The organism is Fulvivirga ulvae (genome assembly GCF_021389975.1).
In the GTDB taxonomy this organism is placed as follows: domain Bacteria; phylum Bacteroidota; class Bacteroidia; order Cytophagales; family Cyclobacteriaceae; genus Fulvivirga; species Fulvivirga ulvae.
This window is the reverse complement of the sequence record NZ_CP089981.1, coordinates 5,138,888-5,159,835: the sequence shown is the minus strand read 5'-3', so window position 1 is coordinate 5,159,835 and position 20,948 is coordinate 5,138,888. Positions and strand designations below refer to the sequence as shown.

At 42.1% G+C, this 20,948-nt stretch carries 20 protein-coding genes; 15 read left to right on the top strand and 5 right to left on the bottom strand.

The genetic code is table 11. From position 1 onward, the window contains the following. Positions 1-23 precede the first annotated feature (23 nt). Together pdxH and LVD17_RS21820 are read left to right on the top strand one after the other, a co-directional pair. The gene (gene pdxH / locus LVD17_RS21825; RefSeq protein WP_233761280.1) at positions 24-668 is read left to right on the top strand and encodes a pyridoxamine 5'-phosphate oxidase; all 645 of its coding nucleotides are present in this window, start codon (positions 24-26) and stop codon (positions 666-668) included. Next, on the top strand, positions 641-1,933 hold the full coding sequence (locus tag LVD17_RS21820) for a glycosyltransferase family 2 protein (RefSeq protein ID WP_233761278.1): 1,293 nt from the start codon (positions 641-643) through the stop codon (positions 1,931-1,933). Before pdxH ends, LVD17_RS21820 begins: the two co-directional genes overlap by 28 nt. On the opposite strand, the gene LVD17_RS21815 is transcribed toward LVD17_RS21820, so the two are convergent. The 3 genes from LVD17_RS21815 to LVD17_RS21805 are packed head-to-tail and all read right to left on the bottom strand — an operon-like array spanning position 1,934 to position 4,460. Beyond that, complete coding sequence (locus tag LVD17_RS21815) at positions 1,934-2,623, bottom strand: response regulator transcription factor (RefSeq protein WP_233761276.1); 690 nt, start codon at positions 2,621-2,623, stop codon at positions 1,934-1,936. After that, a complete protein-coding gene (locus LVD17_RS21810; protein ID WP_233761274.1) occupies positions 2,620-3,612 on the bottom strand; it encodes a glycosyltransferase family protein in 993 nt (330 codons plus the stop codon). Before LVD17_RS21810 ends, LVD17_RS21815 begins: the two co-directional genes overlap by 4 nt. After that, positions 3,612-4,460: a UDP-2,3-diacylglucosamine diphosphatase gene (locus LVD17_RS21805; RefSeq protein WP_233761272.1), complete on the bottom strand. Its 849-nt coding sequence runs from the start codon at positions 4,458-4,460 to the stop codon at positions 3,612-3,614. The genes LVD17_RS21810 and LVD17_RS21805 overlap by 1 nt, the downstream gene beginning before the upstream one ends. A 215-nt stretch (positions 4,461-4,675) precedes the next feature. Here LVD17_RS21805 and LVD17_RS21800 point away from each other — a divergent pair, with 215 nt between their 5' ends. The 10 genes from LVD17_RS21800 (at position 4,676) to dapA (ending at position 15,504) form a co-directional block, all read left to right on the top strand. After that, positions 4,676-5,758, top strand: a complete 1,083-nt coding sequence (locus tag LVD17_RS21800) for an aminotransferase class V-fold PLP-dependent enzyme (protein WP_233761270.1) — start codon at positions 4,676-4,678, stop codon at positions 5,756-5,758. 76 nt (positions 5,759-5,834) lie between these two features. Beyond that, positions 5,835-6,239, top strand: a complete 405-nt coding sequence (locus LVD17_RS21795) for a universal stress protein (protein WP_233761268.1) — start codon at positions 5,835-5,837, stop codon at positions 6,237-6,239. Beyond that, positions 6,187-6,756: a universal stress protein gene (locus tag LVD17_RS21790; RefSeq protein ID WP_233761266.1), complete on the top strand. Its 570-nt coding sequence runs from the start codon at positions 6,187-6,189 to the stop codon at positions 6,754-6,756. The genes LVD17_RS21795 and LVD17_RS21790 overlap by 53 nt, the downstream gene beginning before the upstream one ends. A 272-nt stretch (positions 6,757-7,028) precedes the next feature. Continuing rightward, on the top strand, positions 7,029-7,316 hold the full coding sequence (locus LVD17_RS21785) for a GIY-YIG nuclease family protein (protein WP_233761264.1): 288 nt from the start codon (positions 7,029-7,031) through the stop codon (positions 7,314-7,316). Positions 7,317-8,576: 1,260 nt separating this feature from the next. Beyond that, entirely contained in the window at positions 8,577-9,818 is a 1,242-nt protein-coding gene (xseA, locus tag LVD17_RS21780; RefSeq protein ID WP_233761262.1) for an exodeoxyribonuclease VII large subunit, read from the top strand. After that, a complete protein-coding gene (gene xseB / locus LVD17_RS21775) occupies positions 9,811-10,008 on the top strand; it encodes an exodeoxyribonuclease VII small subunit (protein WP_233761260.1) in 198 nt (65 codons plus the stop codon). The genes xseA and xseB overlap by 8 nt, the downstream gene beginning before the upstream one ends. A gap of 87 nt (positions 10,009-10,095) precedes the next feature. After that, complete coding sequence (locus LVD17_RS21770; RefSeq protein WP_233761258.1) at positions 10,096-11,976, top strand: M1 family metallopeptidase; 1,881 nt, start codon at positions 10,096-10,098, stop codon at positions 11,974-11,976. 106 nt (positions 11,977-12,082) lie between these two features. Beyond that, complete coding sequence (ligA, locus tag LVD17_RS21765; protein WP_233761256.1) at positions 12,083-14,089, top strand: NAD-dependent DNA ligase LigA; 2,007 nt, start codon at positions 12,083-12,085, stop codon at positions 14,087-14,089. 6 nt (positions 14,090-14,095) lie between these two features. Then, positions 14,096-14,611, top strand: a complete 516-nt coding sequence (locus LVD17_RS21760) for a DUF6913 domain-containing protein (RefSeq protein ID WP_233761254.1) — start codon at positions 14,096-14,098, stop codon at positions 14,609-14,611. After that, entirely contained in the window at positions 14,611-15,504 is an 894-nt protein-coding gene (dapA, locus tag LVD17_RS21755) for a 4-hydroxy-tetrahydrodipicolinate synthase (protein ID WP_233761252.1), read from the top strand. Before LVD17_RS21760 ends, dapA begins: the two co-directional genes overlap by 1 nt. 401 nt (positions 15,505-15,905) lie before the next feature. On the opposite strand, the gene LVD17_RS21750 is transcribed toward dapA, so the two are convergent. Both LVD17_RS21750 and LVD17_RS21745 read right to left on the bottom strand, forming a co-directional pair. Then, on the bottom strand, positions 15,906-16,082 hold the full coding sequence (locus LVD17_RS21750) for a BF3379 family histone-like protein (RefSeq protein ID WP_155170884.1): 177 nt from the start codon (positions 16,080-16,082) through the stop codon (positions 15,906-15,908). 109 nt (positions 16,083-16,191) lie between these two features. Continuing rightward, on the bottom strand, positions 16,192-17,439 hold the full coding sequence (locus LVD17_RS21745) for an aminotransferase class I/II-fold pyridoxal phosphate-dependent enzyme (RefSeq protein ID WP_233761250.1): 1,248 nt from the start codon (positions 17,437-17,439) through the stop codon (positions 16,192-16,194). Positions 17,440-17,605: 166 nt separating this feature from the next. On the opposite strand from LVD17_RS21745, the gene accC reads away from it, so the two are divergent. The 3 genes from accC to LVD17_RS21730 are packed head-to-tail and all read left to right on the top strand — an operon-like array spanning position 17,606 to position 20,946. Further along, complete coding sequence (accC, locus tag LVD17_RS21740) at positions 17,606-19,102, top strand: acetyl-CoA carboxylase biotin carboxylase subunit (RefSeq protein ID WP_233761248.1); 1,497 nt, start codon at positions 17,606-17,608, stop codon at positions 19,100-19,102. Positions 19,103-19,115: 13 nt separating this feature from the next. Further along, complete coding sequence (locus LVD17_RS21735) at positions 19,116-20,414, top strand: DUF1015 domain-containing protein (protein ID WP_233761246.1); 1,299 nt, start codon at positions 19,116-19,118, stop codon at positions 20,412-20,414. Then, entirely contained in the window at positions 20,377-20,946 is a 570-nt protein-coding gene (locus LVD17_RS21730) for a Maf family nucleotide pyrophosphatase (RefSeq protein ID WP_233761244.1), read from the top strand. Before LVD17_RS21735 ends, LVD17_RS21730 begins: the two co-directional genes overlap by 38 nt. Positions 20,947-20,948 lie beyond the last annotated feature (2 nt).

The window sequence follows — 20,948 nt, the reverse complement described above, 5'->3', positions numbered from 1 at the left end:
TGGCACATCAAAATTGACATTCTATGGAAAAGAATATTGCAGAAATAAGGCAAGACTATGTACGTCATTCCTTAAGAAAAAAAGATGTAGATGAGAACCCAATCAAACAATTTCAAAAATGGTTGACTGAGGCCCTTACGGCTGAAGTGAGAGAAGCCACAGCCATGAATATGGCTACAGTGAGCGAGCAGGGTGTACCATCATCGCGGATTCTGCTTCTAAAGGATGTCAACGAACAAGGTTTTGTTTTTTACACCAACTACCAAAGCAATAAGGCCCGTCAGCTGGAGCATAATCCCGCTACAGCACTGACTTTTTTCTGGCCGGAACTCGAAAGACAGGTAAGGATTCAGGGAGTTGTAAAGAAAGTGAGCAAGGAAGAATCAGAAGAATATTTTAGGAGTCGCCCCAAAAACAGTCAGATCGGAGCCTGGGCTTCTCCTCAGAGTTCGGTGATAAGCAACCGTGATATATTGGAAGAACGCGAACGAAAGCTTCAGGAAAAGTTCAGAGGGCAGGATATTTTACCAAAACCCGAGCAATGGGGCGGTTACATTGTAGAACCCTTCCTGCTTGAGTTTTGGCAAGGACGCGCCAGCAGGCTACACGACAGGATACTGTATACCCTTGAAGATAAAGCATGGAAGATCAACCGGCTGGCTCCATAGGCTCCATAAATAAAAACCTCTATTTATCCAGGTATGCCTGTCAGGGTATTTTATTTGATAAGGCTCCGCATGCCCATCTGGACATGATCGTAACCATACCCTGTTACAATGAGCCGGATCTCATCAGAAGTTTGGCTTCATTGCTACAATGTGATGTACAAAACCTGTGCGTTGAGGTGATAGTATTAATTAATGAACAGGAGGACGCTCCCAGCAATATATCGCAGCAAAACCAAAAGTGTTACGATGCGGTCAGGCAATGGGCCGGCCAACACTCCACCTCACACTTCAGCTTCCACGTTGCATACAAGAATGACCTTCCGAAAAAGCATGCCGGAGTCGGACTGGCTCGTAAGATAGCCATGGACGAAGCTGTACGCCGGCTAGAGTCCGTGGGCAACCGGGATGGTATTATAGTATGTTATGACGCCGACAGTGAATGTGACCCTAACTACCTCCGGGCTATTCATGGTTTTTTCTGCAACAACCCAAAATCTCCGGGCTGTTCCATATATTTTGAACATCCCCTTGAGGGTAAGTTTGACGCTAAAATCTACGAAGCTATTACAGATTATGAGTTATTTCTGCGATACTACGTAAACGCACTTCGCTACGCAGGTTTTCCTTATGCTTATGAAACAATTGGCTCCAGCATGGCAGTCAGAAGCTCAGCCTACCAGAAACAAGGGGGCATGAATCGCAGAAAAGCCGGAGAGGACTTTTACTTTCTTCACAAAATCATCCCTCTTGGTAATTTTGGAGAGGTAAATAATACCAGGGTCATTCCTTCTCCCAGGCTTTCTGACCGTGTACCTTTCGGTACAGGTAAAGCCGTAAATGACTGGCAAAAAACCGGACAGCTTCTGACATATTCTGTTCAGACTTTTAAAGATCTGAAAGGATTTATAGATGGCCTTACCGGCCTTTACAGCATGGAACCCAAACATTTGGAAGCCTTTTTACAGAGTCAGGCTAAAAGTGTACAAGGGTTTCTTGTGGATAATGATTTTGTTTTTCACTTCAAAAGGATCAAAAACAACGCCGCATCTTCGGATACTTTTCTAAAACAGTTTTACCAGTGGTTTGATGGTTTTAAAGTATTGAAGTATGTGCATTATGCCAGAGATAATTTTTACCCCAACAGCCCTGTTGGTGAGGTAGCCTCCGAACTGCTAATGCTTACCGGCAGCCATGCTTTGATTGATGATAACAAAGCACTCCTTCTGACTTATCGCCATGTTGACAGGAACAGAGATGGCTATTAACTAGCGTACCTGAAACTTATACTTACCTTCATCCACCCTGGAAATCAATCCTTCCCCTATTTTTTGAGTAAGATTTGCGATGTAGGTATCCACTGACTTGGCCAGCACATAAACATCTGACCCCCAAATATTATGGAGCAGATTATCCCTTGTAATCACTTTCTTAGGGTTTTGAGCAAAAAAATATAAGAGCTCAAATTCGTATTTCGGCAGGGCCATTTCTTTACTTTTGTAAGTTACCGAACTCGCTTTCCTGTCAATAACCATATCCCCGATATTGATTCTTTCCACGCTCTTTCTGATCACAAGATTTTTCTTGAGCACAGTACCTATCTTATAAGTAAGTGCCCGCAGGCCTGTAATTTTTTCAATATAATCATCACCGCCGGTGTCCAGTGCCTTTAGCTGCAGTTGCTTATCTGACTTAGCAGTAAGAAAGAAAATATAGGTATTTCTAAAATCCGGGAGCTCTCTCAGCTGCCTGCAAACCTCTATACCATTGACCTTGGGCATCATAATATCCAAAATGATCAGGTCCGGATGGAATTTTCCTGCGGTTTCTATTGAATGAGTACTTTTGCGTTCAACTTTTACTGTGTAGCCGTCTTTTTCCAGATTATATTTTAGAAGGTCCAGAATATCTTTATCATCATCGACTATCAATATTTTATGATTAGAAGACTTGGTCATGCGTAGGCCTCCTTCTCTACAATACCCGACACGATCTTAGCCGTTTCATCCGGATATTCTATTTTCGTTGCATCACGGAAGTATGCCCAATCCTTAATTTCATCAACATATTTTTTCTTAAGCTTATTAAGCACTGGTATGCCCATTTCTTCCATAGCCGCAGCATTGCATTGCTGCTCATATTGATTTTTCATCGGGATCACCATAAGCTTCTTCCCAAGAAAAAGTGCCTCAGAAGGAGTCTCAAATCCTGCTCCGCATAATACACCTTCAGATGCGGTGATACTTTCGATAAAACTTTGATTATCAATTGGCGATACTTTTACATTGCCCTCCTCATATCCTTTCTTATTATGTTTGGAGAATACCTCCCAGTTCACCTTCTTAACCTGAGACAGTATCTCAACTATTTTTTCATCAGCATAGGCAGGCAGATATACAGTATAATGTCCTTTATTGCTCACTTTAGCCTCTCTCACAGCCCGTCTCACCACGGGAGTGTAAATATTTTCGTCGAAAGCATTAAAGTGAAATCCATAATGTACAGAAGCAGGTGCATAATTCCGAAGAATCATCTGTCCTACCACATCCTTTGACTCAGGTTTGGGGCATTTCTCCGAAAGCAATGCACTCTGATGACTTAGTGCAACGCAACGCTTTCCCTTTATTTTGGCTGCCCATGCGGTAATGGGCTCAAAATCATTTATGATCAGATCGTAATCCTCAATGGGAAAATCCTTGATTTCCTTGAGAAAACGTCGGGAAGAGTTACTTTTAATTGTTTTAGAAAGATTAATGCCACCTTTCTTTCCAAAATAAAAACTAAGCCCTTCTGATCTGTATTTCGTCTCCTTAGGCAAAGATATCTCAACCTGGGCACCACTTACCAGATAATCTACATCTCCATGTTTCTCCAGCTCAGGGCCAATATCCATTGCTCTGCTTACATGCCCATTTCCAGTGCCTTGTATGGCGTATAATATTTTCATTACTTAACAATTAAAAAGTCATTGACCATATCCCTGAAGATATCATCAGTGTTCAAAGCCCTTTTGCTCTTTTTATTAACCTTTACTGCCATGGCCACAGGATCATCGACAAAATTGTAAAGGCGCCACGATTTATTGTTGTATTCAAGAGCCGTCAGGTTTTCCACCCAGTCCCCTGAGTTGAGGTACATTACACTTCCTTTTTCATTCTGTACTTTGCGCATCTGAGGATGATGAATATGGCCGCATACCACAAAGTCGTACTGGTTGCCAATCGCAATATCGGCTGCAGTATGTTCGAAATCATCTATAAACTTGATGGCCGATTTCACGCCGTCTTTAATCTTTTTTGAAAGGGAAATCTTGCCTTTTCCGATAAGCCTGGAAACAAAATTCACAAAGGTATTCAGCAAAATAAGTGTGTCATACCCGATAGCCCCCAACTTTGCGAGCCATTTGGAATGCTTCATGGTAACATCAAATACGTCGCCATGGAATATCCATGATTTTTTCCCGTCAAGGTCCAGCACCACTTTATTTTCTATTGAAAAAGCCCCCAGTTTAAAGCCAACAAACTTCCTGAGCATTTCATCGTGGTTTCCAGTGATATACACTACCTCAGTACCTTTGCTTAGCAGTCCGGTAATGTGCTTTACAATTTGCATATGGCTGGCAGGCCAGTATCTTTTGCTGAATTGCCACATATCAATAATATCGCCGTTAAGGATGAGTTTTTTGGGCTGGATTGTTTTCAAGTAGCGGAGAAGATCTTCTGCGTGACAACCGTAGGTTCCAAGATGAATATCAGATATTACTACTACTTCAACAGGACGTTTTTCTTCTTTCATATAGTTTGTGAAAAAAAGATACCCTTATTAGCTTTAACTCATAGTAAACCAAAAGGGTATCTTAAATAAACCCATACATTGCAAATGTAGTGAGCAATCGTTACTCCAATTTGAATCAGCTATTATGATAGTGTTACTAATATTTGCTCCTATATTATTCCAATATGAATTGTGATTGACTATTTTTGGCCCCTGCTATCAGCACCAACTATCATATGAGAAAATTCTACTTTACACCCGGCCCCTCTCAACTGTATTACACGGTAGAGGAACACATGAAAAATGCATTAAAGGAAAATGTCCTTTCTATATCCCACCGCAGTAAAGACTACGAAAAAATTCATCAGCAAACCATTGAAGCCATTCGCTCTTTATTGGTCCTACCGAATGATTATCACATTTTTTTTACTTCTTCGGCTACTGAGATATGGGAACGGATTATTCAGAATACTGTAGAGGCGGAATCCTTCCATCTCATCAATGGTGCTTTTTCCAGACGCTTTTTGGAAATAGCAGAAAATTATCAAATCAATGCCATGTCCCAGGTGGCTGAAGAGGGCAAAGTAGTAGAAGCCGAAGAATTGCTCATCCCGGAAACAGCAGAATTAATTGCTGTTACTCAAAATGAAACCAGCACTGGGGCAAGCCAGCCTATCGATGATATTAAAAAGATCAGAAAAGCTTTTCCTGATCAATTGATAGCTCTTGATGTGGTTTCTTCCGCGCCCTATGCAAATGTAGATTATAGCATGGTAGATACAGCCTATTTTTCAGTGCAAAAATGCTTCGGCTTACCTGCAGGCCTCGGTGTATGGATAGTCAATAACAGGTGTTTCCAAAAAGCACAAAGCCTAATGAATAAAAACCGCACTATTGGCTCATATCACAGTCTGCCATCCTTGCTGGAAAAAGGAATAAAGAACCAGACCCCTGAAACGCCAAATGTGCTGGGAGTATATTTACTTGGTAAGGTAGCCACAGATATGGCAAACAAAGGTATAGACCAGATAAGAAGAGAAACCGAATATAAAGCAGCGGTGCTTTATCAGGCGTTTGAACAATCAGAAATTCTGCAGCCATTTGTGACTAGTGAAGTACACAGGTCCAAAACTACCCTGGTAGCTAACACAGCAATCCCAAGTAAGGAAATCATTTCCAAACTTTCTGAAAAATCCTTTGTTATTGGCAACGGGTATGGAAAGTTTAAAGACAAACACATACGAATAGCCAACTTCCCTACCCACTCAAAGGAGCATATCGAAATACTGGCTGACGAACTCCTTAAAATTAAAAATTAATATTGTTAATAAAAGTGCAAAAATCTCAGTGTAAAGTTATTTATTGACTTAATTTTGCGCCAGCAATCGTAAACCTATGGAACCATTTAAGAATCTTTTAGTCGGACTTGATACTTCAAAACTAGATGCTACACTAATCGAATACGCCTCATTTCTGGTTGATCACTCATCGGCAGAAAAAGTGCAATTCGTAAATATTGTGCGTAACCTCAACGTCCCCAGCGATGTAAAAAAAGAATTTCCGAATATTGTTGCCAGTGCTATTCAGGATAGAAAAGACAAGATAAAAGAGGCTGTTAAAGCTAACTTTAAACCCAAAAAGAAAGTAAAGGTGACTTATCTTGTTAAACAAGGTCAGGCTCCGATGTTACTTGATATTGCTAATAAATCACAAACCGACCTCATTATAATCGGGCAGAAAAAAAACTTTGGATGGTACCGGAGTAACTACAATGCGACTGGCCCGACGAGCCAGCTGTAATTTGCTGATTGTACCTGAAAACGTAACACCAAAGGTGGACAAGTTTCTTGTTCCTATCGACTTTTCCGACTACTCAAAACTCGCCTTAACACAGACTATAGACTTCGCGGTAAAAACAGGAAGTAAAGGTGAAATATACTGCCAGAATGTTTACAACGTGCCCGCAGGATACCACTATACAGGAAAATCGTTTAAGGAATTCGCTGAGATCATGAAGAAGAATGCCAGGGAGTCCTTTAATAAGTTCATTAAAAAGATAGATCCCAGGGGAATCAAAGTACATGAGGTATATTCCCTGGATACCAATGACAACCTTGCCAGTGATATTTATGACCTAGCCGATGAAATCAATGCAGATTTTATAATTATCGGGGCCAAAGGAAGAACTGCAGCCGCTGCCCTGTTCCTGGGTAGCCTTGCAGAAAAAATGGTAAATGACAAGATGAACCACCCCTTACTGGTAGTGAGGTTTAAAGGCAAAAATGCCGGTTTGTTTGAGACATTGAGGGAGATATAATTACAGTTAACTTACCGGTTTTACTTACTCAGGAAGAATACTGAGTGAGATGCTTGGCTATGTGATAGAAATCCATGGCCAGGTTTATGTATTACTTGCTCCCGAACCAAGCTAAAAATTAGCAAATCGTGTCCATTGCTATTTATCCTTCTAGTTTGCCAACTACTTTTGTTGATTGCTATTAAATTAACAGGTGTCGGTCAAACACTGCTCAGAAAAGTTAGTGCCACAATAAATTTATTGTTTTTCTAAACTGCCCCTCATGCACTTATATGAACTATTTTACCTACATTACGACCAACCCCAAGAGAACAGTTTTATACACGGGTATAACCAATGATCTGTATGCCCGAATGTATGAACACTACCAAAACCGTGGCAAACCGGAGACCTTCGCTGGCAGGTATTTCTGCTATAACCTGATTTATTATGAATCCTTCTACACTGCCATTCAGGCCATTGAAAGGGAAAAGGAAATAAAAGGCTGGACCAGGACTAAAAAATTAGCACTTATCAGAAGTACTAACCCTCATATGCATTTTCTGAATAAGTCCATATAAGTGATCTATGCTAAGTCAACAAAGTACCTAGCTCAGGTGCCTCTATAAGCTGAACCGTACGCAGCAACACACTTAGGTAGATCCTTCCTTTCGTCAGGATGACTGCAGGGGTGGACTTGCAGGGTGAAGATTTGTGAGTTGGTAGCTTTGAAGGTGGGACATGTAAATGCTAAAAAGTAAACACTACTTAAGTCTTTCCCCCTTAGTCATACTGAGCCTGCGAAGTATCTAACTCCGTTACCTGCACAAGCTGAACAGTAAGCAGCAACCTACTTAGGTAGATCCTTCCTTTCGTCAGGATGACTGCAGGGGTGGACTTGCAGGGTACAGAAGATTTGCGAGGTGGAGGCTTTGAAGATCGAACATAGTAAAAGTAAACACTACTTAAGTCTTTCCCCCCTAGTCATACTGAGCCTGCGAAGTATCTAACTCAGTTACCTGCACAAGCTGAACAGTAAGCGGCAACCAACTTAAGTAGATCCTTCCGTCAGGATGACTGCAAGGGTGGACTTATAGGGTGAAGATTTGTGAGTTGGTAGCTTTGAAGGTGGGACATGTAAATGCTAAAAAGTAAACACGACTTAAGTCTTTCCCCCCTAGTCATACTGAGCCTGCGAAGTATCTAACTCAGTTGCCTGCACAAACCGAACAGAGAGCAACAGCCTACTTAGGTAGATCCTTCCTTTCGTCAGGATGACTGCAGGGGTGGACTTGCAGTGTGCAGAAGGTTTGCGAGGTGGTGGCTTTGAAGGTCGAACATAGTAAAAGTAAGCACTTCTTAAATCTTTCCCCTTGGTCATACTGAGCCTGCGAAGTATCTAACTCAGTTGCCTGCACAAACCGAACAGAGAGCAACAGCCTACTTAGGTAGATCCTTCCTTTCGTCAGGATGACTGCAGGGGTGGACTTGCAGTGTGCAGAAGGTTTGCGAGGTGGTGGCTTTGAAGATCGAACATAGTAAAAGTAAACACTACTTAAGTCTTTCCCCCTAGTCATACTGAGCCTGCGAAGTATCTAACTCAGTTGCCTGCACAAGCTGAACGGCCAGCAGTAACCAACTTAGGTAGATCCTTCCTTTCATCAGGATGACTGCGGGAGTGGAGAGGATGTGTGGAACTCAAGGCTTGGCTAAAAGGACGGTTTCGAGCCTAAAAGTAATTGTGACGGAGTAGAAAACTTCAATACATTACAGCATTCCAATTTTCAACGCAATCACCACGGTATACTGCCAAATATTGGATAGTTTTGATGCTCTGAACCATGGAACATCTAACACTATTTGACCTCAACAGACTTGTAAAAGAAGCGCTGGACACCAATCTGGAGCCCTCTTATTGGGTGGTGGCAGAAATAGGTGAAATGCGTTCCAATCAAACGGGACACTGCTACCTGGAATTGGTAGAAAAGGCTGACGATAAGGTGATTGCCAAAATGCGTGCCACCATCTGGGCCTATACGTATAGAAACCTGTCTACCTGGTTTGAGGGCATTACGGGGCAGGCACTACAGCCAGGGTTGAAAATACTCTGCAACGTTACGGTCCAGTTTCACGAGCTTTACGGCCTGAGTGCCAATGTAAGGGATATTGATGCTAATTATACCCTGGGCGAGCGGGCGCAGCGAAGAAAGAAGATCATAGAACAACTTGTAGAAGATGGTGTTTTTGATATGAACAAAAGCCATAAGCTTCCTGTAGTTCCCCAACGTATTGCCATTATCAGCTCTCCTACTGCCGCAGGCTTTGGCGATTTTATGGACCAGATTACCAAAAATAGTTATGGCTATCGGTTCAAAGTTAAATTGTATAAAGCCATTATGCAGGGCGATAAGGCGTGTGAGTCTATTATCAACGCTATCCTGCAAATCCATAACTCCCAGGAAGAATATGATGCACTTATTATCATTCGTGGTGGAGGAAGCCAGATTGACCTTGACTGTTTTGACGATTACGACCTGGCCACTCACATTGCACAGTTTACCCTACCGGTAATCACAGGCATCGGGCATGAAAGGGATGAAACCATTGCAGACCTTGTAGCCCACACCATGATGAAAACACCCACTGCCGTCGCAGAATTCCTGATCAGTGGTGTAAGGGCATTTGAAGAAAAGCTGGATGACGCCTTCGCCCGTATATATCATTATACCAATAATGCACTTAACTTACACACACAGCAACTCAGCACACTCGGTTATCAGCTCAAGGCTAGTGCCAGGGATAAACTGTCTGCAAGACTCTATCGTGTTGACCATTTAAATGAGAGACTAAAAATCCATACCCTAAACCAGCTTCAAAACCATCAGAAAAGACTTAACCTGGCACAAACGTCCCTGAACTTGCTAGATCCGGATACCATTCTGAAAAGAGGCTATACATTTACCACAGTCAATGGCAAAGCCCTATCAGAAGCAGAGATAAAGCCCGGAGATAAAATGAAAACAGTGAGTGCCAGAAAAATCATTATCAGTACCGTAGAAACCCAAATAGATAAAAATGGCTAAGAAAGAAACCCGTTATAGAGATTCACTTGAAGAAATAGAAAAAATCATTCACCAGATAGAATCAGGAGAAACTGATATAGATGAACTTTCAGTACTTGTAAAAAGAGCGGCAACTTTAATTAAGGATTGTAAAAGCAAACTAAAAAGCACCGAAGATGACCTGAATCAGACCCTGAATGATATGGAGTGATTTTACCGTCCTTCACATTACAATTTGATAATAACATCTAAATTGATATTTTGCCCCAAATTCGATTAAACTTAAACGTAAATCTTAATGTATATTTATAAGAGACTCATTTTAAGCTACTTATTACTGATCCCAGTTCTGGGGATGGCTCAGCCAAAATCACAGTCGTACTGGCAGCAAAGAGCAGAATACACCATGGAAATAGACATGGATGTAAAAACACACCGGTTCAATGGCAAGCAGAAACTGGTTTACTATAACAATTCTCCTGACACCCTGAACAAAGCATACTACCACCTCTACTTCAATGCATTTCAGCCGGGAAGCATGATGGATGTACGCTCATTAAATATCGAAGACCCGGATAGCAGGGTTGGAAGCCGCATATCCCAATTGAAGGATGAAGAAATTGGCTACCAGCATATCAAATCATTGAAACAGGATGGCAAAACAGTGACTTATAAAGTTGAGGGTACAATACTGGAAGTAAGGTTAAATAAGCCTATCCTTCCCGGAAGTAAAACTACTTTTGAAATGGAGTTTGAAGCCCAGGTACCTTTGCAGATCAGAAGATCAGGCCGCAATAGTGCCGAGGGAATAGCCTATTCCATGACACAATGGTACCCTAAATTGAGCGAATATGATTACCTGGGGTGGCATACTAACCCTTATGTTGGTAGAGAATTTCATGGTGTATGGGGCGATTTCGATGTGAAGATCACCATAGATCCTTCATACACAGTTGGCGGAACAGGTTACCTGCAAAATCCCGACAAAATTGGCCATGGCTACCAAAAAGCAGGGGCTGAGGTAAAACAAGCTGACAAACCACTTACCTGGCACTTCAAAGCACCTAATGTACATGACTTTGCATGGGCTGCAGACCCTGATTACAAACATACCACAGCTCAGGTGCCTAACGGCCCTACCCTGCATTTTATCTATCAGGAAACCGAAGAAAATAAAGAGAACTGGGAAAAGCTTCCTGAGTTCATGGTCAAAGCTATGCAGTTTATGAGCGAGAACTTCGGCAAATATCCATATGACCAGTATTCGTTTATCCAGGGTGGAGACGGAGGTATGGAGTACCCTATGGCTACGCTTATCACCGGTAACAGAAATTTAAACAGCCTGATTGGCGTATCTGTACATGAAATGGTACACAGTTGGTACCAGGGCGTGCTGGCAACCAACGAAAGCCTGTACCCGTGGATGGATGAAGGGTTTACCTCTTATGCTTCGGATGTCATAATGAAACACTTGTTCGACCCTGAAAGTGACCGCAACGCTCATGAAGGATCGTACAGAGGCTATTTCTTCATGGCCAGCAGTGGCAAGGAGGAGCCTTTGACCACACATGCAGACCAATACCACACCAACAGGTCGTACGGCATCAACTCCTACTCAAAAGGAGCTGTTTTCCTGCACCAGCTGAGCTATATTATTGGTCATGAAACCTTTATGAAGGGGATGAAAAACTATTTTAACACCTGGAAGTTCAAACATCCCACATCAATTGATTTTATAAGGGTGATGGAAAAAACTTCAGGAATACAGTTGGATTGGTACCTTGAAAAATTTGTTTACACAACTGACCAAATCGATTACGGTATCAGAACAGTGGTTGGTGATGGTGATGCCACTTACGTAACCCTGGAACGTATCGGAGAGATGATGATGCCAGTAGACCTGTATGTAGAGTATGAAGATGGCTCAAAAGAGATCTATTATATTCCTTTAAGAATCATGAGAGGAGCAAAAGAGGTGGAAAACACTCAAATTCAGCGCATGAACAAGGAAGCGTGGCCATGGACCTACCCTACCTACACATTAAAGATCAACAATGCCGCGTCCAAAATAAAGAATATTGAGATAGACCCTACAGACAGAATGGCTGACATTGACAGGTCTAACAATAGTATGGATTTAAAAAGTGCCATGAAAGCATTTGAAGATCCCACAAAATAATAAAACCTGCATATCAGGATGATGAGGAAAGATGAATTTCGAATGAGATTCATCTTTCCTTTTTTTACAGACTTTGGTTAGATTTACGGGCATTTACAAGTACGACATGACTAAGGAAGAAGCACAACGGGAGATAGCTGATCTCACAAAAAAAATTGACCACTACAACGAACAGTATTATTTAAATGATACCTCAGAAATATCAGATTACGAGTTTGATATGCTCCTGGAAAAACTGATAGAGCTGGAAAACAAATTCCCTGAGTTCAAATATCCCGATTCACCAAGCCAGCGGGTAGGTGGTACGATCACTAAAAACTTTGATACGGTTTACCACAAAACTCCAATGCTGTCCCTGAGCAACACTTATTCAAAAGAAGAGCTGGAGGATTTTGACAGACGCGTGGCCAAAGGGCTGAACGGTGAGTCATATGAGTACTTCTGTGAGCTTAAATTTGATGGCGTTGCGCTTAGCCTTACCTATGAAAACGGCATGCTTGTCAGAGGTGTTACCCGTGGAGACGGCGTAAGAGGTGATGATATCACCAACAATGTAAAGACAATCCGGTCTGTTCCGCTCAGATTAAAAGGTGATTACCCTCAGGAGTTTGAGACCCGGGGAGAGGCTTTTATGCCCAACAAGGTCTTTACGCAACTGAACAAAGAACGTGAGGGCGTTGGAGAAGAGCCTTATGCCAATGCCCGGAATACAACTTCAGGCACATTGAAAATGCAGGACTCTGCTGCTGTTGCCAAGAGAAAACTCGATTGCTACCTCTACTCCATGAGTGGTGAAAACCTCGGTGTGGATACCCACGCCGCAGCAATTCAAAAGTTAATTGATCTGGGTTTCAATGTGTCCCCTACCTTCAGAAAGTGTGCAAGCATCGAAGAAGTACTGAAATATATAAAGGATTGGGAAGAAGAAAGAAATAAACTGCCACTGATCACCGATGGCATCGTAATCAAGATTAACAGCTTCTCGCAACAGGAAAGACTGGGATTTACGGCCAAAAGCCCTCGCTGGGCAATTGCTTACAAATATAAGTCAGAAAGTGCCGCCACAAGGCTAAAAGACATTACCTACCAGGTAGGCCGTACCGGAGCTATTACTCCCGTGGCAGAACTACAGCCTGTACTTCTTGCGGGCACAACCGTTAAAAGGGCTTCACTCCATAACGCCAATGAGATCCAACGCCTGGACCTGCGGGTTGGTGATATGGTTTTTGTAGAGAAAGGAGGGGAAATTATACCAAAAATCACCGGTGTAGACCTTACAGCCCGCACACCAGGATTACAGCCCGTAGAATATATCAGCCATTGCCCTGCATGCGGTTCCGCGCTGGAGCGTGTAGAAGGAGAAGCCGTACACTACTGCCCCAACACCAAAGGGTGCCCGCCACAGATCAAAGGCAGGATAGAGCACTTCATCCAAAGAAAAGCCATGGACATAGACTCACTGGGTGAGCGTACTATTCATATGCTTTTCGAAAAAGGTTTTGTCAAAAGCCCTGCCGACCTGTATGACCTTACTTTTGAACAGGTATATCAGCTGGAAGGTTTTAAAGAGCTCAGCACCAATAACTTACTTAAAGGCATTGAAATTTCAAAAACAACTAATTTTGATAGTGTACTTTTTGCTTTGGGCATTCGCTTCGTAGGTAAAACCGTGGCAGAAAAACTGGCCGCTCATTTTAAGAATATCGATAACATCATCAGCGCAAGCTTCGATGACCTCATCAATGTTCCTGAAATAGGCGAAAGGATTGCCACAAGTGTGCTGGACTTTTTCAAAGACACGGAAAATGTCAGGGAAATAGAGCGCCTTAAAGCTGCCGGCGTTAGCATGGAATTGGAAGAAGCTGATAATACCCAGGTATCTAATATTTTAGATGGCAAAACTTTCGTAATTTCGGGCGTGTTTGAAAGGTATAGCCGTGATGAGCTCAAAAAGGTCATCCAGGACAACGGAGGTAAAGTAATCTCGGCCATATCAGGAAAACTGGACTTTCTTTTGGCTGGCGACAAAATGGGGCCAGCTAAAAAGGATAAAGCAGAAAAAATGGGAGTAAAGATAATTTCGGAGCCTGATTTTGAAGCTATGCTCAAATAGAATACAATGCTTAGCAAAAAGATACTTTCATATAAAACCAAAGCTCTGGTTAAAAAGAGTAAAATAGCCCGTAGCAGTGTAAGTTATGAGCTGGCGAAAAGCATTGGTATTGTTTTTACTATAGATGACCTCGCCAAGCATGAAACAATCAAGCAATTGGTTAGGCAGCTTGAAAAAGACGGAAAGAAAGTTCAGGTATTGGCATTTCTCCCAAAAGGCAAGGAAAACTTTGAATTCCTTTTTGATTTTTTCAGCGACAAGGATGTAACTATGTGGGGAAACTTCACGGCAGATCAGGTTCATACTTTTATAGAAAAGCCTTTTGACTATCTTTTTTACCTGGACCAGAAAAGCAACCCGCTGATCACAAACATTTTGGCCATGAGCAAGGCTAAATGCAGGATCGGAAAATTCAATGAAGTGAACAATCAGCTCTGTGAGTTGATGATACAAACCCAAAACGGCAGTAGTATTCAACAGCTGGCTGATGAAATGTATAAGTATACTAAAATATTAAGTTGATGCATAAATTATACGGTACAGGTGTAGCACTGGTAACACCATTTGACAGCCAGGGAAATATTGACTTTGACGGACTGACAAACCTGCTAAAGTTTACAGCAGAAAAGGGCGTCGATTATTATGTCGTTCAAGGCACAACCGGAGAATCTGCCACCATCTCTGCTAAGGACAAGGCCGAGATACTCAACTACACCAAGCAAAACAATCCGCATCAGCTACCTGTCGTTTATGGCATAGGTGGAAATAACACAGAAGAAGTCATCAAAACCATCAAGTCGACAGACCTTGACGGTGTGAGTGCAATTTTATCTGTCAGCCCCTACTACAACAAGCCCTCTCAGGAAGGCATCTATCAGCATTATATCGCTATTGCAAATGCATCTCCGGTGCCGGTAATACTTTATAATGTACCGGGAAGAACAGGCTCTAACATCTCAGCCTCAACTACTTTGAGGCTTGCAAAGCACAAAAATATCATTGGCGTAAAAGAAGCCTCCGGCAATCTGGAGCAGGCTATGTTAATCAGCAGGGACAAACCTGAAGACTTTATGCTGATCAGTGGAGATGATATGCTTACAGTGCCATTATATTCTATTGGTGCAGTTGGTGTTATTTCAGTGCTGGCCAATGGATTTGCCGATATCTTTAAAGAAATAAAGGACGCTGCTTTTGCTAACGACTACAAAAAAGCATCTGCCGCTGCTTTCCAATTGCTAGAGATCAACCCACTCATGTATTCCGAAAGCAACCCTGTAGGAATTAAACAAGTACTCAAGGAGTTTGGTGTATGCGATAACTTTGTAAGGTTACCACTTATCTCGGCTTCTGAGGATTTACAGGAACAGATCAGCAAGGCTATGCACCAGATGAAAGCAGGTTTGTCTGCTATATAACAGTTGGCAAACCTCGAAGCGGTTTATTGCTTTTCAGAAACAAGCTTCACTTTACAGGTTTTTAATTGATTCAACTCCCAGCCTTGAAAGGGTGCTATTTATCAGTAAAAGGTGCGGCCTTTGTTAAAAAATTGAATACGGTGCCTCTGGAAGGGTGAGATTTCATCGGTCTTTATGTATTACCTACGGTCACATGCTTCTGAACAGTTCAGCTTTATCAAACTTTCGGAAGTTTAGTAAAGCCGCAATTTAGTTCTGTTGGCTGCCTTTCTAACAAATAATGTCCCTGTCTGAAAGATGTATGCCTCGGGAAGCAGGTCTTTTAAGGGTGAAATGCCCTAAATTAAAAAAGGGACAACTTGTGTTGTCCCTTTTTTATTTATTTGCTTAAAAGAATTAGATTATCCTTTGTTCTTCATATCTTGAACTTCAACTCTGATCTCCTGAGCAAGGTTTTTCAGATCTTGCATGCCTTTTCTAACTCTAGTTCCAGCAGCGTTATTATTCTTATCGTAGAATTTCTCGAAGTCAGACTCCAATGACATTACTAAATCTCTAAGTTGAGCAAATTTGTTCATACGTGATAAAATTTTAAGGTTATTGAAAATTTTCTACTATTAATTTTGAGGAGGCAATATAAGCAAAATGTTTATAATTAAACCAAAAACGGTCTTTTTTTTAACTTTTTTACTTAGTTATTGCGATAATTTCCTCTCTTCTGTAAACGCCATTGTCAAGTTTCTCCTTAACAGCGGCAAAAGCGTTAATTGTTTCCTCTACATCTCCCAGAGTATGTACAGCAGTAGGGATCAATCTCAGCATGATCACATCCTTAGGTACAACAGGGTAAATTACCATTGAGCAGAATATGTTGTAATTCTCTCTCAAATCCATAGCCATGTTGGCACCCTCTCCCAGTCCACCTTTAAATAATACAGGTGTTACAGGGGATTTAGTGGTTCCTATATCGAAACCGTGTTTCTTAAGACCGGACTGCAAAGCATTTACAACCTTCCAAAGGTTATCCTTCAATTCAGGCTGCGTTCTCAAAAGCTCCAGTCTTTTCAAGGCTCCTATTACAAGCGGCATAGGGAGCGTCTTGGCGAAGATCTGAGATCTCATCGTGTATCTCAGATACTGAATGATAGAGTTGTTACCTCCCACAAAAGCTCCGATGCTGGCCATAGACTTGGCAAATGTAGAGAAGTAAAGATCAATACCATCCTGAACACCTTGCTCCTCACCTGTTCCTGCTCCTGTCTTACCCATGGTACCGAAACCGTGAGCGTCGTCAACAAAAAGTCTGAACTGGTATTTGTCTTTAAGGGCAATAATGTCTTTCAGGTTACCCATGTTGCCTGACATACCAAAAACACCTTCGGTAATAACAAGGATACCACCGCCTGTTTCGTCAGTGATCTTCTTGGCTCTTTGAAGCTGCTTTTCAAGGTTTTCAATGTTATTGTGGGGGAACACGAAGCGTTTACCCATGTGCAGTCTTACACCATCTATAATACAGGCGTGAGATTCCGCATCATATACAATAACATCTTTTCTGTCTACTACGGCGTCAATGATTGATAATACACCCTGATAACCATAGTTAAGAAGCATTACCGCTTCTTTATCTATAAACTCTGCCAGCTTTTCCTCAAGCTCGATATGATGAACGGAGTTTCCTGACATCATTCTGGCGCCCATAGGATATGCAAGTCCCCATCTTTCAGCAGCTTCAGCATCAACTCTTCTTACTTCCGGGTGGTTTGCCAACCCCAAATAGTTGTTCAAACTCCACGTCAATACTTCTTTCCCATTAAACTTCATTCTTGGAGCTATATCTCCTTCCAGTTTAGGGAACATGAAATAATCTTTAGGAAGATGCGAATGTTGACCTAAAGCGCCCTCTTCTACTTTTAATTTATCAAATAGATCCACTACAAATAAGTTTTATTATAAAACGTCCATATACTTATAAAAAGCACACAAATCTAACATTAATAATGGTCTTGTCAAAAAGGCGCGTTTATTTTTAATGCGGCCTCAATTTCGTAAATAACAAATATTTAATTAGCATTGTGATTCATTTTTGAGGCCATTTGACATGAAGAAAATCCAGAAAATACTCATCGCCAACAGGGGCGAAATAGCATTACGAATCATTAGATCTGCACGGGAAATGGGCATAAAAACCGTTGCCGTGTATAGCGAAGCTGACCGTAACGCCCTGCATGTCAGGCATGCAGATGAAGCCGTATGCCTGGGGCCGGCCGCTTCTGCCGAATCGTATCTACGCAGCGATAAGATCATAAAAGTGTGCAAAGACCTCCATGTAGATGCCATACACCCTGGTTATGGTTTTCTGTCAGAGAACGCAGAATTCGCCAAACTGGTGTCTGAAAATAACATTATATTCATAGGCCCTTCCCCGGAAGCCATAGAAACCATGGGAAGCAAGCTGGCTGCTAAGGCTGCCGTAGCAAAGTATGATGTGCCGCTTGTGCCTGGTACTGAAAAGGCCATTGATGATATCGATGAAGCAAAAAGTATTGCCGCAGAAATTGGTTACCCGATCCTGATCAAAGCCAGCGCCGGTGGTGGTGGTAAAGGTATGAGGATTGTAACCAAAGAATCGGAGTTTGAAGAGCAGATGAAAAGGGCTATCAGCGAGGCAAAATCAGCCTTTGGAGATGGCTCCGTATTTATTGAAAAGTTTGTAACCTCCCCTCGCCATATTGAATTCCAGATCCTGGGAGACCAGCACGGCAACATAATCCACCTTTTTGAAAGGGAGTGCTCTATTCAAAGACGTCACCAGAAGGTTATAGAAGAAGCGCCTTCATCGGTACTTACACCTGAAGTAAGGGAAGCCATGGGAAAGGCGGCTGTTCGTGTTGCCAAAGCTTGTAATTACTATGGAGCAGGTACAGTTGAATTTATTGTAGATGATAAGCTCAATTTTTATTTTCTGGAAATGAATACCCGACTGCAAGTAGAGCACCCGGTGACCGAAGAAATTACCGGAATCGACCTGGTTAAAGAACAGGTTAAAATAGCGGAAGGCTCGAAACTGGAGTTTAAACAGGAAGACCTTTCTTTTAACGGTCACGCCTTGGAATTGAGAGTGTATGCCGAAGATCCGAAAAACAACTTCCTGCCTGATATTGGCAGATTAAATAAATATATAAGACCTGAAGGCCCGGGTGTGCGTGTTGACGACGGTTTTGAACAGGGCATGGATATACCTATCTACTATGACCCGATGATTGCCAAGCTTACGGTGTACGCCGAAGACAGGCCGGCCGCCATCCAAAGAATGCTGAGGGCCATTGAGGAATACGAAATCAGTGGTATCGAAACTACTCTCGAATTCGGAAGATTTGTGCTGAACCATGAGGCTTTTACCTCTGGAAATTTTGACACCACCTTTGTAGAAAGACACTTTTCTCCGGAAAAACTGGAAACAAAAGAGCAAAACGACGAGCAGATGATAGCTGCAGCACTCGCTGCCATGCTTCTCGAAGATACTAAACAACACAAAACTCAAAAAGCAGCTAATTCCACCCCTCGAAGCAAATGGAAACAGAGGGCCAGAAACTAGCAATAATCTACCCATGGCCGAAATAAAACCTTTAAGAGCGTGGCGTTATAACAGCGAGTTAACCTCCGGAATTGACGAACTCACCTCTCCCCTCTTTGATGTGGTATCTCCCCGGCAAAGGGGAAAGCTATACCAAAATCCATATAACAGCATCCACCTCTCCGTTCCCAGAGGAGAAAATGCAGCCGATAATGCTGCTTTACTGCTGGAAAAGTGGAAAAATGAAGGGATTATAGAACAGGATCCTATATATGGTATCTACGTCTACTACCAGTATTTTACCTTACCAGGTAGCCATAAGGAGTATTGCCGCAAAGGTTTTATTTGCAATATCAGGGCTTACGACTGGGATGAAGAAGTTATTCTCAGACATGAAAATACTATCCCAAAGGCTGTAAATGACCGGATCGACCTGCTCGAAAAAACACACCTCAATGTGAGTCCCACACACGGCCTCTATACTGATAAGGATTTTGAGCTGGAAAAATACATGGATGACAGCATGAAGCATCCATTATTTGAAACAGAGGATTACCAGGGAGTAAGGGATGTACTGAGCGTTATTCATGACGCAGGGGTTATTAAAAAATTCCTTGAGGTTATCAAAGATAAGAAGATCATACTGGCTGACGGACATCACCGGTATGAGGGCTCTTTGATGTATCGTAAAAAGATGATGCAACGGGAAGGGCACAAAGGCGACGAGGGTTATAATTACCATTTGATGTTCCTGACTAATACTGAAGCGGGTGATCTGAGGATTTTACCAACACATCGCCTTATCAAGAATATCAGTGGCTTTGATGAAAAGAAACTCATGGAGAAATTCAGTGAAGACTTTATCATCAAACCGGTTGAAGATGCTTATAATATCAATGAGATCATATTAGGTAAACAATGGGCTTTTGGATTGCTTTTCAAGGACTACGCCTATAAAGTAAGGTTAAAGCCTGAGAAAATATCTGCATTAAAATGGAATTTCCCCGATGAAATAAAAAAGTTGGACCTTACGGTAATGCACTACTTCATTATTGAGAAGATATTGGGAATACAAGGCAAGAACCAACGCACATCGGAAAATATAGAATTTGACCGTAGCTTCAGTGATTGTCTCGCAAAAGTTATCCGCGATGAGGCTCAAATGGCGATCATTACCAATGACATCACCATGAACGATGTAAAAAAGGTATGCTACAGTGGTTATCTGATGCCTCAAAAATCGACATATTTTTACCCGAAAGTAATCTGCGGTTTCTTATTTAGCTCTATAAAAGATGATGAATTTCAATCGCCCCCTCATTCTTGCTTCTAACTCTCCACGCCGCCAGGAGCTTCTCCGCAATGCAGGCTTTGAGTTTGAGATAAAGACCAAAGAGGTAGATGAATCGTATCCTGAGGACACTCCTCCCGAAGAAGTAGCCAAATACCTTGCCGCCAAGAAAGGTAATGCCTATGGCAATGACCTGAAGGATGAGGTGGTCATTACGGCAGACACCATTGTAAAGTTGAATGATCAGATCCTGGGCAAGCCTGAAAATTATGACGATGCCAGACGCATGCTTGAAGCGCTATCTGGTACAGAGCATGAGGTAATTACAGGGGTATGCATTAAAAGCCGTGACAAACAGATTGTTTTTGACGATACTACCCGAGTGTATTTCAAAAAGTTATCCGAAGAGGAAATTGACTACTACATTACCAATTACCTCCCTTATGACAAAGCAGGAGCCTATGGTATTCAGGAGTGGATCGGCATGGTGGGCATTGAAAAGATAGAAGGGTCATTTTTTAACGTGGTCGGTCTGCCGGTCAATAAAGTGTATGAAGCGCTCTTTACCTTGTAAGT